Raw genomic sequence first — 13,957 nt, 5'->3', positions numbered from 1 at the left:
CGCACCGGCTCCCCTGCCTGCGGGCGAGCGGAGTGGGTCGTCCCGGAGCCCGGCCGGCCCTGGTCGGTGTTCGGCACCGGCACGGTGTCGTCCGTCGGCGTCCCGGCCGGGATCTGCGTCGCGCCCGACTGCCCGCGCTGCTGACCACCCTGCTGCGTGCCCTGACCACCGTCCGTCTGGCCGGCACCGGCCTGACCGACGCCCGACTGGCCGACGCCTGCTTGACCAACACCTGCTTGACCAACACCTGGCTGGCCGGCGCCGGGCTGGCCCGCCGGGGTGGACATCGGGGCGCTGTACGGCGCCTGGCTCTGCTGGCCGGTCTGCTGCTGCGCACTCTGCGCCGATTGCTGCTGCGCCTGCTGCTGGGCAGCCTGGGCCGCGGCCTGCTCGGCGCTGGACCGGGGCACGCCCTGGGTCGCGACATCGCCACCCGCGGCGGGCAGCCGGTTCTGCGGGCGGGCCTGGTTCATCGCCTGCTCGCGGCGCTTCGGCATCCCGCCGTCGAAGCCGGCCGCGATCACAGTGACCCGCACCTCGTCGCCGAGGGCGTCGTCGATGACCGCGCCGAAGATGATGTTCGCGTCGGTGTGCGCGGACTCCGAGACCAGCTGGGCCGCCTCGTTGATCTCGAACAGGCCGAGGTCCGAGCCGCCCGCGATCGACAGCAGTACGCCGTGCGCGCCCTCGATGCTTGCCTCCAGCAACGGAGACGAGATGGCCGCCTCGGCCGCCGCGACCGCGCGGTCCTCGCCACGGGACGAGCCGATGCCCATCAGCGCCGAACCGGCGTTGGACATCACCGCCTTCACGTCGGCGAAGTCCACGTTGATCAGGCCGGGGGTGGTGATCAGGTCGGTGATACCGGAGACACCCTGCAGCAGCACCTGGTCGGCCTGCTTGAAGGCGTCCAGCACCGACACGGCGCGGTCGGAGATGGTCAGGAGGCGGTCATTCGGAATCACTATCAGGGTGTCGACTTCTTCACGGAGGGTGGCGATGCCGTCCTCCGCCTGGGTCGCGCGCCGCTTGCCCTCGAAGGAGAACGGCCGGGTCACCACACCGATGGTCAGTGCGCCGAGCGACCGGGCGATCCGGGCCACCACCGGCGCGCCGCCGGTGCCCGTACCACCGCCCTCACCCGCGGTGACGAAGACCATGTCGGCGCCCTTCAGCGCCTCCTCGATCTCCTCCGCGTGGTCCTCGGCGGCCTTCTGCCCGATCGCCGGGTTCGCCCCGGCGCCGAGGCCGCGGGTCTCCTCCCGGCCGATGTCGAGCTTGACGTCCGCGTCACTCATCAACAGCGCCTGCGCGTCGGTGTTGATGGCGATGAACTCAACGCCCTTCAGACCGTGCTCGATCATCCGGTTCACGGCATTGACGCCGCCTCCGCCGATGCCGACGACCTTGATGAGTGCCAGGTAGTTCTGCGGTGCCGCCACGTCCGCGCCTCTCGCCTCGTTCTGTTCCCGTTATGGCCGGTTGGCCGTCCGAGCTGCGCCTGCTCCCCGGACACACCCTGTGCACCGGTCTCCGCCGGGTCCCCAAGCTCAGGAATCCCTGTGGATCGAGGGGTTTTAACCCTCAAGTAAAATCAGTGGGTTTTAACCCTCAAGTACACAGTTAGAGTTATGTCAACTTTAGATTACGCCAGACGCTACGGAGCCTATCCGGCAAAGTCCACGCGCCTCGCCGCCGCATCCCAGGATGTGACGCTTCACTTCTTTTCGCCTTTGGTGACAGGAAGATCGGGCGCCGACACGTCGTAGGTCCTCGCCTGCCGCTTCATCAGCACGCTGAGTACTTCGGCCTTGCGCGCGGAGTCATCGGAACTGCCCCAGACCACCTTCACCCCGGACCCGAGGTTCAGCGTGATCGAGTCCGGCGAGGCCGCCGAGATCGAGGCCACCTGCGCCCGCAGTGCGACCGGCAACGCGGCCGAAACCGTCACCACCGAACGGATCGTGACGTCCCGGCGGGCGCCGACCACGAGCGCCTCGGGCAAGCCGTCCGGCCGGGTCGGCACGCTCTTGAACGACACCCCGGTCGCGTCGACCAGTTCGAACTTCTTCCCGTCCGTCACGACCACCACCGGCACCCGCTCGGTGACCACGATCTCCAGCCGGTTCGGCCATGCTCTGGTCACCTGCGCGTCGGCGACCGCGGGCACGGTCCGGACCCGGTCCGCGATCGCGCTCAGGTCCACCTTCGCCAGCGGCGTACCGATCGGTGCGCCGGCCACCTCGACGATCGTTGCCTCCGGCACCGTATCGGTCCCGGTCACCTGGACGCCGGTGACGGCCAGCAGCGACGAGAAGTAGAAGATCCAGACCGTCAGCCCGGCCAGCACGACGACGAGGCCACCGATCGCCCAGGGCAGCCAGCCTTTCCACCGCACCAACCGCTGCCGGCGAGCGAAGCGCTGTTGTGCCCGGGCAAGGTCAGTGCTTTGACTCATCGGACCGACACCACCGCGATCACTCGATCGTCGCGGCGTTCAGCGCCGCCCGCTCGGCCAGCAGCCCGACCACCTCGGGCCCGATCAGGGTTACGTCACCGGCGCCGAGCGTGACCACCAGGTCACCCGGTACGGCGAGGTCGGCGACCACCCGCGGTACGGCCGACCAGGACGGCTCGAACCGGACCTGCTCGGGCTTCAGCGGCACGTGATTCGCGATCAGCGCGCCGGTGACACCGGGCTCGGGGTCCTCCCGGGCGGCGAAGATGTCCATCACGACGACCTCGTCGGCCAGGGCCAGCGCCTCGGAGAACTCGGTCGCGAAGATCCTGGTCCGGCTGAACAGGTGCGGCTGGAAGCACGCGATCACGCGGCCCTCCCCCGCCACCTGCCGGGCCGCGATCAGGTCGACCGTCAGCTCGGTCGGGTGATGCGCGTAGGAGTCGAAGACCCGGACGCCGTCTTCCTGGCCCTTGAACTCGAACCGGCGACCGGTCCCGGTGAAGGACGCGAGCCCTTCGGCCAGGTCCGCGGCGGAGAAGCCGAGCCCCAGGCCGACGGTGAGCGCGGCCGAGGCGTTCAGCGCGTTGTGCTTGCCGGCCTGTTGCAGGTGCACGACGGGCAGCTTGCGGCCCCGGAACACGGGCACGAACGACTGGGTCGCGCCGTCCGCGGTCAACTCCGTGACCCGGGTATCCGCGTCCTCCGACTCGCCGTACGTCCGTACGTCGATGCCGCGGGCGCGGGCGAACTCGGCCAGCGCGCGGGCACCCGGATCGTCGACGCAGATCACCATGAAGCCGCCGGGCAACACCCGGTCGCAGAACTGCTCGAACGCGAGCCGGTAGCTGGCCTCGTCGCCGTAGTTGTCCAGGTGGTCCGGCTCGACCGAGGTGACGATGGACACCTCAGGGCTGTAGGTCAGGAACGACTTGTCGGACTCGTCGGCCTCGGCGACGAACAGGTCCCCGTTGCCGTCGTGCGCGTTCGACCCGGACTCGTTCAGGTTGCCACCGATCGCGTAGGACGGGTCGACACCGCAATGCTGCAGCGCGACCGTCAGCATCGATGTCGTGGTGGTCTTGCCATGAGTTCCGGCCACGGCGATCGTGCGCCGACCGACCATCACCGCGGCGAGCGCGGCCGCCCTCGGCAGGATCGGAATCCCGGCTGCCTGGGCTGCGACCACCTCGGGGTTGGTCTCGCGGATCGCGGTCGATACGACCACGGTGTCGGCGTCCGCGACGTGCTCCGCGGCATGGCCGACCCAGCAGGTCGCGCCGACTGCGCGCAACGCGGCCAGCACCCGGCCGTCCTTGGCGTCGGAGCCGGATACCTCGATGCCCCGGGAGGCCATGATGCGGGCGATACCGGACATCCCGGCGCCGCCGATACCCACGAAGTGCACCCGGCCGAGCTTCTCGGCGGGGAAGATCGTGTCAGGAGCGGTGACGATCACGAAGCAGACCCCACCACATCGAGGATGATCTTCGCCAACCGGTCGTCGGCATCGAGCCGGATCAAGCCTTGGGCAGCAGCGGACATGCTCTGTAGACGCGCCTTGTCGTGGACAAGTTGCGGCACGGTCGCGCGAACCCAGTCGGGCGTCACCTCCGCGTTGTCCACCAGTAGCGCGCCACCGGCGTCCACGACCGCCTTGGCGTTCACCCGCTGCTCACCGTTGCCGATCGGCAGCGGAACGTAGATGGCGGGCAGGCCGACACCCGACACCTCGGTGACCGTGTTCGCACCCGCGCGGCAGACGACCAGGTCGGCCGCCGCGTAGGCGAGCTCCATCCGGTCGATGTAGTTGAGCACGCGGTACGGGTACGGCCCGGTCTGCGGGATCTCCAGGGTGTTCTTCGACCCGATCGCATGCAGCACCTGTACCCCGGCTGCCTGCAGGTCAGCCGCGGCACCGCCGAAGCCTTCGTTGAGCCGCTGCGCGCCCGTCGAGCCACCGGTGACGAACACGGTCGGCGCGTCCCGGTCCAGCTGGAAGAACGCGCGCGCCTCGGCCCGGAGCGCGGCCCGGTCCATCGTCGAGATCGCCCGCCGGATCGGCAGGCCGACGTACTGGGCGTGCGGCAGGTCGGTACCGGGGAACGAGGTCGCGACGGTCTCGGTGCAGTAGCGAGCGGCGAACTTGTTCGCGATGCCCGGCATCGCGTTGCCTTCGTGCACGACGATCGGCGTCTTGCGGCGCCAGGCTGCGACGTACGCCGGGGTCGACACGTAGCCGCCGAAGCCGACCAGCACGTCGGCCTTGGCCTCGTCGAGGATCTTGCGGGCGGCGCTGACCGAGCTGAGCATCTTGCCCGGTACGGCGAACAGCGCGGGCGTGGGCTTGCGCGGCAACGGGACCGGCGGGATCAGCTCGAGCCGGTAACCGGCTTCGGGGATGACCCGGACCTCGATCCCGCGCTCGGTTCCGAGGGCGAGGATCTCGACGGTCGGGTCGATCCGGCGCAGGGCGTCGGCGGTAGCGATCAGGGGGGAAGTATGGCCGGCGGTACCACCACCGGCCAGGACGATGCTCGGCACAGCTTTCAACGCTCCCGCGTGTTCTCACGGCCAGGGTGGCCAGGTGTACGCCACGAAGACACCCACCAGAACAGAGGCCGCCGGGATTCCTTCAGGGCGGCCTGCGCGCCGGGCTCGGCCTTCGCGAAGGACAGCAGCATGCCGATCGCGATCAGCGTCGGCAGCAGTGCGGACCCACCGTACGACAAAAGCGGGAGCGGGATACCCACGATGGGTAGCAGTCCGATCACGGCGCCCAGGTTGACCAGCGTCTGGGCCATGATCCACACGGTGATTCCGGCCGCGGCGTACCGGATGAACGGCTCGGTGGTCCTGGTCGCAATCCGGACACCGGCGTAGGCCAGCGTGAGGAACAACGCGAGCACCGTGAGTGAACCGATCAGCCCGAGTTCCTCACCGATCACCGCGAAGATGAAGTCGGTGTGCGCCTCGGGCAGGTTGCCCCACTTCTGCCGGCTGTTGCCGATCCCGACGCCCCACCAGCCACCGGTGGAGAGCGCGTAGAACGCGTGGTACGCCTGCCAGCCGACGCCGCTCGGGTCCGCGAACGGATCCATGAACTGCGCGACCCGGGCCATCCGGTAGCTCTCCTGGCTGACGAAGAAGCCGCCGATCGAGCCGACCACGGCCAGCATCCCGACGAAGAGCCTGGTCGGCGCGCCGACCACCCAGATCATCCCGACCATGACGGCCATCAGCACCAGCGACGTCCCGAGGTCGTGCTGGCCGATGATCAACGCGATCACCAGGCCGCACACGGGCACCATCGGAACCAGCAGGTGCTTCCACTGGGTGAGCAGCTTCTGCTTGCGGGCGTAGAGATCCGCGCACCACATCACCAGCGCCAGCTTGGCGAACTCGCTCGGCTGGATCTGCAGCGGACCACCGAAGGAGATCCAGTTCGTGTTGCCGTTGACGTTCTTGCCCAGACCCGGCACGTAGGTGAGCACGAGCAGGAAAACCGAGCCCAGCAACGCGACGTAGGCGAGCATCCGGAAGTGCCGCGGGGTCATCCGCGAGGCGACGTACGCCATCGGCAGGCCGACGGCGACCCAGATCAACTGCCGGTAGGTGATCGTGTAGGGGTTGCCGTAGGTGTTCAGCGACATCACGCTCGACGCCGACGCGACCATCAACAGCCCGAGCACCAGCAACAGCCCGGTCGCCCCGAGCAGGATGTGGTACGACGTGAGCGGCCGGTCCAGCACGTCCTTCAGCGCCGAGACCCAGCGCCGGTCGGTCGCCGGGCGCGCGCCGGACGCAGCTTTGTCGTCCGGCCGGTCAGTGATCGTCGTCATGCGATCACCCCTGACTCAGCGGTCGCCCAGCCGCAGTACGGCTTCGGCGAAGGCATCTCCGCGGGCTCCATAGTTGGCGAACATGTCCCAAGAAGCGCAGCCAGGCGCGAGCAGCACGGTGTCTCCCACCTGTGCGAGCTTCGCAGCCTCCCCCACCACGGTCTCCATGGCACCAGTGTCCGTCGCCTCGACGGTGATCGTCGGGACATCGGGCGCGTGTCGGGCGAGTGCTTCAGCGATCACGGCCTTGTCCTGGCCGAGCAGCACGACGCCGCGCAACCTCGGCGCGGCGGCGATCACCAGCTCGTCGAAGGTCGCGCCCTTCGCCTGACCGCCGGCGATCCAGACGACGTGCTCGTAGGCGAGCAGCGAAGCCTGTGCTGCATGAGGATTCGTCGCCTTCGAGTCGTCCACATAGTTGACTCCGGCAACTTCCCCGACGTGGGCGATCCGGTGCGCGTCCGGCCGGAACTTCCGCAACCCGTCCCGTACCGCGGTCGCCGGTACTCCGAACGCGCGCGCCAACGCGGCCGCGGCCAGTGCGTTCGCCACGTTGTGCGGAGCGGGTGGGACGACGTCGGCGACGGCGGCCAGCTCGAGGGCCGAGGACGCGCGCTGCTCGACGAACGCACGGTCGACGATCAGGTCCTCGACCAGGCCGACCATCGAGATCGCCGGCGTACCGAGGGTGAAGCCGATCGCCCGGCAGCCCTCGATCACGTCCGCGTCCAGCACGAGTTGCTCGGTCACCGGGTCGGCCACGTTGTAGACGCAGGCGATCTGGCAGTTCTCGTAGATCCGGCCCTTGTCGGCCGTGTAGGCCTCCATCGAGCCGTGCCAGTCGACGTGGTCGGGCGCGAGGTTGAGGACGGCCGCCGAGTGCGGGGACATCGAGGAGGTGAAGTGCAACTGGTAGCTGGACAGTTCGACAGCGATCACGTCGAACGGTTCGGGGTCCATCACGGCTTCCAGCAACGGCAGACCAACGTTGCCCGCGGCAACGGCCCGGTGACCGGCGGCGGTCAGGATCGCGGTCAGCATCTGAACCGTCGTCGTCTTGCCGTTCGTGCCGGTGACACAGAGCCAGGGTGCCGCGTTCGCCGGGTCGCGCAACCGCCACGCCAGCTCGATCTCGCTCCAGATCGGGACGTTCCGTTCAGCGGCAGCCGCCAGCAGTGGCGCGTGCGGAGGGATGCCTGGCGAGGTGACGACGATCTCGACGTCGGCCGGCAGTTCCGCCGTACTGCCCGGGCCGAGGGTGATGGTCGCACCGAGGGTCTCGAGGATCTGCGCCTTCTCGCGAAGCGCTTCGGTGTCCCGGTCGTCCAGTACGACGACGTGCTCGGCGCCGGCCTGCAGCAGCGAGTCGGCGCAGGCGTAGCCCGCAGTACCGAAGCCCAGGACGACGAAGCGGGTCGTCGACCAGCCTTCGTCGGTGCGTGTCGACAGACTCATCCGGCCACCCATTCCGCGTAGAACAACCCGAGCCCGGTGGCGACGCACAGACCGGAGATGATCCAGAACCGGATCACCACGTTGACCTGTTCCCAGCCGAGCATCTCGAAGTGGTGCTGCAGCGGTGCCATCCGGAACAGCCGCTTGCCCACCCCGGTCGTGCGTTTGGTGACCTTGAACCAGGAGACCTGCAGGATCACCGAGGCGGTGATGATCACGAACAGACCGCCGAGCAGCAGCACCAGGAGTTCGGTCCGGGTCATCACCGCGAGACCGGCCACCGCACCACCCAGCGACAGCGAACCCGTGTCGCCCATGAAGATCTTGGCCGGCGACGCGTTCCACCACAGGAAGCCGAACAACGCGCCGGTCAACGCCGCGGCGACGACGGCGAGGTCGTGTGGATCTCGTACTTCGTAACACCGCGAGCCGGGCGTGGTCGCACAGCTCTGGTTGAACTGCCAGATGCAGATCAGCGTGTACGCACCGAACACCATCATCGAGGCGCCGGTCGCCAGGCCGTCCAGACCGTCGGCCAGGTTCACTCCGTTCGACATCCCGGCGATCAGCAGCAGGATCCAGATCACCACGAGCACAGGCGCCAGATGCAGCCAGTTGATGTCGCGAATGAAGGAGATGAACGGCGACGCCGGCCGCTGCCCGCGGCCGTCCGGGAACTGCAGGGCGAGCACGGCGAAGGCGACCGCGACCAGGGTCTGGCCGGCCAGTTTCGCCTTGCTGCGCAGGCCGAGGCTGCGCTGCCGGACGATCTTGATGAAGTCGTCCAGGAAGCCGACCGCGCCCATCCCGACGAACATGAACAACACGAGCAGGGCCGACGCACTCGGCTCGGTCATCGTGAACAGTTTCGCCGCGAAGTACCCGACGACGGTCGCGGTGATGAAGACGGTGCCGCCCATCGTCGGCGTACCGCGCTTGGTGTGGTGCGAGGTCGGCCCGTCGTCGCGGATCTCCTGCCCGTAGCCACGCTTGGCCAGCAGGTTGATCGCCAGCCGCGTGCCGAGCAGCGTGAGCGCCATCGACACACCGCCCGCGAACAGGATCGAGATCACTGCGAAGCCTCCTCGAGCAGCGCGGTCGCCAGCCGGTCCAGTCCCACGAACCTGGACGCCTTCACCAGCACCACATCTCCCTGCCGCAGTTCCTTGCGAAGCAACTCCAGTGCCTCGTCCGAGGTTTCGACGTACGCCGACTCGTTGCCCCACGATCCTTCCAGGGACGCGCCGAGGTGGATCGGGCGGGCCGCCTCGCCGACCGCGACCAGCCGGTTCACGTCCAGCCGGACAACCAGCCGGCCGACCCCGTCGTGCTCCTGCTGCGAGTCGTCACCGAGCTCCCCCATCGGCCCGAGCACCGCCCAGGTCCGCGCGCCACGGGCGCGGCCGATCGCCACCAGCGCCTTGAGCGCGGCCCGCATCGATTCCGGGTTGGCGTTGTACGCGTCGTTGATCACCGTCACGCCGTCGGCGCGCTCGGTGACCTCCATCCGCCACTTCGACTGGGTGGTCGCCGCGTTCAACCCGGCGGCGATCTGCTCGGGCGTCAACCCAGCGGCCTGTACGGCGGCCGCCGCGGCCAACGCGTTCGGAACCTGGTGCTCACCGACCAACTGCAGCTGTACGGCGTGCTGCGTGTCCGCGATGTGCAAGGTGAAGCCGGGCCGGCCGTCCGCATCGAGTACGACGTCGGTTGCCCTGACGTCCGCCTCTGGGCCTTCACCGAACCTGACCACGGACTCCTTGGTCCGCGAAGTCATCGCCGCGACCCGCGGGTCGTCTGCGTTGAGGACCGCGGTCCCGCCCGGCAGCACGGCCTCGATCAGCTCGCCCTTGCCCTGCGCGATCGCGTCCTGGCTGCCGAACTCGCCGATGTGGGAATGGCCGACGTTCAGCACCAGGCCGATCTTCGGCGGCGTGATCCGGCACAGGTAGGTGATGTCGCCGATGTGCCGGGCGCCCATCTCGGCGACCAGGAACCGGGTCCGCTCGTTCGCCTGCAGCGCCGTCAGCGGGTGCCCCAGCTCGTTGTTGTGCGAACCGGCCGGCGCCACCGTCTCGCCGTACGGCGCCAGCAGCTGGGCGATCAGGTCCTTCGTGCTGGTCTTGCCCTGCGATCCGGTCAGGCCGACGATCACCAGGTCGGGAAGCTTCGAGATCACCAGCCGGGCGAGTTCGCCCAGCGCGGCCTGTGCGTCCTCGACGACAATGCAGGGCGCGCCTTCGATCGGGCGGGTGGTGATCGACGCGACCGCGCCGGCCTCGGTGACCGCGGCGACGTAGTCGTGGCCGTCCACCTTCTCGCCGGCGAAGGCGACGAACAGGCCGCCCGGCTCGACCTTGCGGGAGTCGATCACGACAGGGCCGTCGACGACCGCCTCGGAGTCCACGCCGACGAGCTCGCCGCCGACAGCTTCGGCGATCTGGCCGCAACTGACTGGGATCACAGTGCCTTCTCCTGGGTCGCCGCGAGCAGTTCGCGCACGGTCTCGCGGTCGTCGAACGGGTGGATCACGCCGCCCACGTCCTGACCTGTCTCATGGCCCTTGCCGAGCACCACCACGGTGTCCCCCGGCCCGGCCAGTCCGATGGCGGTGGAGATCGCCTCGCGCCGGTCCCCCACCTCGCGCAGTTCCACACCCGGTACGGCGGCCCGCGCGCCCTCGATCGCCGCGGCCCGGATCGTCGCCGGGTCTTCGCTGCGAGGGTTGTCGTCGGTCACGATCACCACGTCCGCGGTCCGCGCCGCGGCAGCGCCCATCGCGGGCCGCTTGCCGGAGTCGCGGTCGCCGCCGCAGCCGACCACGGCGAACAACCGGCCTTTGGTCGCACCCCGGGCCGCTTGCAGCGCGAGCGCGACCGCGTCGGGGGTGTGCGCGTAGTCGACGATCACAGCCAGCCCGTCGCCTCGCTTGAAGGTCTCCATCCGCCCCGGTACCGCGGCCGTCTGCAACCCGGCTGCGATCGCCTCGGCCGGTACGTCGACCTGCCGGAGCATCGCCACGGCCAGCAGCGCGTTGGCCACATTGAAGTCGCCCGGCAGCCTGATCTCGACCGTGAGCGTCTCGCCCGGTCCCTGAATGTCCAGCACGGTCGTGCCGTGCTCCGACTGATGCGTGGCGGAAACAGTCCAGTCCGCTTCCCGCGTGGTCGAGACCGTGACCAGCGGTACTACGGTCTGCGCGGCAAGGCGACGGCCGTACTCGTCGTCGATGTTGACGACCGCGAGATCGCAGCGTTCTGGCGTGAACAGCGATGCCTTCGCCGCGAAGTAGTCCTCGAACGTCTTGTGGAAGTCCAGGTGGTCCTGGGTCAGGTTGGTGAACCCGGCCACGGCGTACCGCGCGCCGTCGACCCGGCCCATCGCGAGCGCGTGGCTCGACACCTCCATCGCACACCAGGCGACGTGCTTCTCCCGCATCACCGCGAACAAGGCCTGCAGATCGGTGGCTTCGGGGGTCGTCCGCACACTCTTCACGACCTCGGCCTGGGCGCCCGAGCCGATCCGGGTCTCGATCGTGCCGATCAGGGCCGCCTGGCCGATGGTTCGCAGTACGGAATCGAGCAGGTAACTGGTCGTCGTCTTGCCGTTGGTCCCGGTGACGCCGAGCAACTGCAGGCCCTTCGTCGGTTCGCCGTAGATCTTGGCGGCGACGGCGCCGAGCACGTTGCGCGGTTTGTCGACCACCACGGTCGGCAGCCCGGCGGCGAGAGCACGCTCCTCCCCGGCCGGATCAGTCAGTACTGCGACTGCGCCGGCAGCCTTTGCCCCCTCGACGAAAGCTGCTCCGTGAGTGACGGCGCCCGGCAGAGCGGCGTACAAGTCACCAGGCAGGATCGAGCGGGAGTCGAGCGACACGCCGGTCACCTCGGCAGCGGCCGCGGGAACACGCGCCCCGGCGGTTGTGGCGAGCTCGGCGAGGCTGATCGGGACTGTGTGCCGCGGCCTGATCGCGGCAACGGCGCCGCCTGCAGCAGTTGGGGTGGACACGGGCCCAGAGGCTACCGCTCCCGGCCCTGTCGCACCTACCTGACCCTGCGTCACCAGGTGAGCGGAGTGACGGGCGACTTGGCACCGGTGGGCGGTACGGCGTACTTCTGCAGCGCGTAGCTCATCACGTCGCGGAACACCGGGCCTCCCTGGAAACCGCCGCCTCGCCCGTTGGTCGGGTTCTGCAGGACGACGTACGTGACGAAGCGCGGGTTGTCCGCCGGGGCAAACCCGGCGAACGAGGTCGCCCACTTGCGGTAGCAACTGCAGGCGGAGTCCACTTCCTGGGCCGTACCGGTCTTGCCCGCGACCCGGTAGCCCGGGATCTGGGCCTGGGTGGCCGTGCCGCCCTTGCTGACCACGGACTCCATCATCAGCGAGACCTCCCGGGCGGCGTTCTCACTCACCACCCGGCGCGACGGTGCCGACGGGTTCGGGATCACCTGACCGTTGGGGCCGAGGTAGTTCTTCACCAGCTTCGGCGGGGTGTAGACGCCGCCGTTGGCGACCGCGGCGACCGCTGCGGTCATCTGGACGGCGTTGGCGGACAGCCCCTGGCCGAACGCCACGTTCGACCGGGTCAGCTCGCTCCATTCGTCGCCCGGCGGCATCAGGCCGCGGCTCTCGCCGGGGAAGTTCAGCCCGGTCGGCTCGCCGAAGCCGAAGTTCTTCAGGTAGTGCACGAACTGCTGGATCGGCATCTGCTGGGCGGCCATGATCGTGCCGACGTTCGACGACTTCGCGATCACGCCGGAGATGGTCAGGTTCAGCAGGCCGTGGTCGAAGTGGTCCTTGATCGTGCGGCGCTGGACCGTGTACGACCCGGGCACCTGGAGCTTGGTGTCCATCGAGATCAGCCCGGCGTCGGCCAGCGCGGCCATCGTGACGACCTTCTGCACGCTGCCCGGCTCGTAGACCTGCTCGAGCGCGGGGTTCTTCAGCGCGGCCGCCTTGACCGGCTTGTTCGGGTCGAAGGTCGGGTAGTTCGCCATCGTCAGGATCTCGTTGGTCTTCAGGTCGATCGTCACCACGGTGCCCGATTCGGCCTTGTACTGCTTGACCGCCTGCTCGATCCGCTTCTCCGCGAACCACTCCAGGTCGGCGTCCAGGGTGAGCTGCGCGCCGGTACCGGACTTCGGCTCCTCGACGGTGTGGTCGGCGTTCGGGATCTTGTTGCCCTTGGCATCGACCTCGTACATCGCCTTGCCGTCGGTACCGGACAGCTTGTCGTTCAGTCCGTACTCGAGGCCGGACAGGCCCTGCCCCTCGGCGCCGACCACGCCGACCACATTGGCGGCGATGGTGCCGTTCGGATGGCTGCGGATCGGGTCTGCCTCGGTGTAGAGGCCGGCCAGCAGCGGCTGCTTGGCCTTGGACCGGTCCTTGTTCTGTGCCTTGATCTCGGCCGAGATCTGGCTCCAGGTCTGCGGACTGACCTGATGGGCCAGGTAGGTGAACCGGCCCTTCTTGGTCATCGCCTGCACCAACTGGTCGTACGACGTACCGGACAGCTTCGGCGACAAGATGGCGGCCAGGTCGCCCGCGACCTTGCTGGTCTGGGAGGGGTCGGCGGTGATCGCCACGGCGTCGTCCGACACCGACAGCGGTACGCCGTTGCGGTCCACGATGTCGCCGCGCGAAGCGTGCAGGACGAAGGGCTTGGTGTTCTCCTTCGTCGCGGCGAGCGCGTAAGAGTCGGGGTCGACGCCCTGCAGCAGGATCAGCCGGCCGGCGAACAGCGACAGCACGAACGCCATCACGCCGAGCGTCACCCGCAGCCGCAGCGTGGGGCGGCCGAGCTTGAGCGTGCGTGGCGGACGCTTCGGCTTCGGCCTGCGCGGCGCCGGTGGCCGCGTGCTCTGCGGCGGCCGCTTACGTGGCGGTACCGCCTTCTTGCCTGGAGCCCTCTTGCTCGGAGTGCCTTTGCTGGCAGTGCTCCTGCTGGCGGTGCTCTTGCTTGGCGCGTTCTTGCTGACTGCCTTCTTGCTTGCGGCTTTCTTGCTCGCAGCGGCCTTCAGTGGCCGCCCGTCAGGCCCCGTACGCCGAACAGCTGGCCGCGCGTCGCCGGCGGCCGTCTTCCTCGGCCGATTGGGCGCAGCCTTCTTGGCCGCCCTCCGCGGCGCGTCGCCCGTCGGCCGGCCGGCAGCTGGTGCTTTGCGTGCGCTTTGCGGCCCGTCGGCACCAGCGCGTGGCT

The 13,957-nt window shown here is 69.0% G+C and carries 9 protein-coding genes and 1 pseudogene; all 10 read right to left on the bottom strand.

From position 1 onward, the window contains the following. Positions 1–446 precede the first annotated feature (446 nt). Positions 447–1,442: pseudogene (gene ftsZ, locus DIZ26_RS38305) on the bottom strand (cell division protein FtsZ); the annotation flags it as partial. 275 nt (positions 1,443–1,717) lie between these two features. Beyond that, positions 1,718–2,458, bottom strand: coding sequence for a cell division protein FtsQ/DivIB (locus tag DIZ26_RS12165; RefSeq protein ID WP_112240473.1), 741 nt, complete (start codon positions 2,456–2,458; stop codon positions 1,718–1,720). Between the two features lie 19 nt (positions 2,459–2,477). Beyond that, complete coding sequence (murC, locus tag DIZ26_RS12160; RefSeq protein WP_112240471.1) at positions 2,478–3,917, bottom strand: UDP-N-acetylmuramate--L-alanine ligase; 1,440 nt, start codon at positions 3,915–3,917, stop codon at positions 2,478–2,480. Then, on the bottom strand, positions 3,914–5,002 hold the full coding sequence (gene murG, locus DIZ26_RS12155; RefSeq protein ID WP_112240469.1) for an undecaprenyldiphospho-muramoylpentapeptide beta-N-acetylglucosaminyltransferase: 1,089 nt from the start codon (positions 5,000–5,002) through the stop codon (positions 3,914–3,916). Before murG ends, murC begins: the two co-directional genes overlap by 4 nt. Before the next feature lie 5 nt (positions 5,003–5,007). After that, positions 5,008–6,300, bottom strand: a complete 1,293-nt coding sequence (gene ftsW / locus DIZ26_RS12150; RefSeq protein WP_112240467.1) for a putative lipid II flippase FtsW — start codon at positions 6,298–6,300, stop codon at positions 5,008–5,010. Between the two features lie 15 nt (positions 6,301–6,315). Then, a complete protein-coding gene (gene murD / locus DIZ26_RS12145; RefSeq protein WP_112241123.1) occupies positions 6,316–7,755 on the bottom strand; it encodes a UDP-N-acetylmuramoyl-L-alanine--D-glutamate ligase in 1,440 nt (479 codons plus the stop codon). Next, the gene (gene mraY / locus DIZ26_RS12140) at positions 7,752–8,828 is read right to left on the bottom strand and encodes a phospho-N-acetylmuramoyl-pentapeptide-transferase (RefSeq protein WP_112240465.1); all 1,077 of its coding nucleotides are present in this window, start codon (positions 8,826–8,828) and stop codon (positions 7,752–7,754) included. Before mraY ends, murD begins: the two co-directional genes overlap by 4 nt. Beyond that, on the bottom strand, positions 8,825–10,219 hold the full coding sequence (locus DIZ26_RS12135) for a UDP-N-acetylmuramoyl-tripeptide--D-alanyl-D-alanine ligase (RefSeq protein WP_112240463.1): 1,395 nt from the start codon (positions 10,217–10,219) through the stop codon (positions 8,825–8,827). The genes mraY and DIZ26_RS12135 overlap by 4 nt, the downstream gene beginning before the upstream one ends. Continuing rightward, entirely contained in the window at positions 10,216–11,763 is a 1,548-nt protein-coding gene (locus tag DIZ26_RS12130; protein WP_112240461.1) for a UDP-N-acetylmuramoyl-L-alanyl-D-glutamate--2,6-diaminopimelate ligase, read from the bottom strand. The genes DIZ26_RS12135 and DIZ26_RS12130 overlap by 4 nt, the downstream gene beginning before the upstream one ends. 50 nt (positions 11,764–11,813) lie before the next feature. Continuing rightward, entirely contained in the window at positions 11,814–13,520 is a 1,707-nt protein-coding gene (locus DIZ26_RS12125) for a peptidoglycan D,D-transpeptidase FtsI family protein (protein ID WP_232828288.1), read from the bottom strand. Positions 13,521–13,957 lie beyond the last annotated feature (437 nt).

Source organism: Kribbella monticola, assembly GCF_003261635.1.
GTDB lineage: Bacteria > Actinomycetota > Actinomycetes > Propionibacteriales > Kribbellaceae > Kribbella > Kribbella monticola.
Note: the sequence above shows the minus strand (reverse complement) of the source record. Positions and strands in the feature narration are given on the sequence as shown.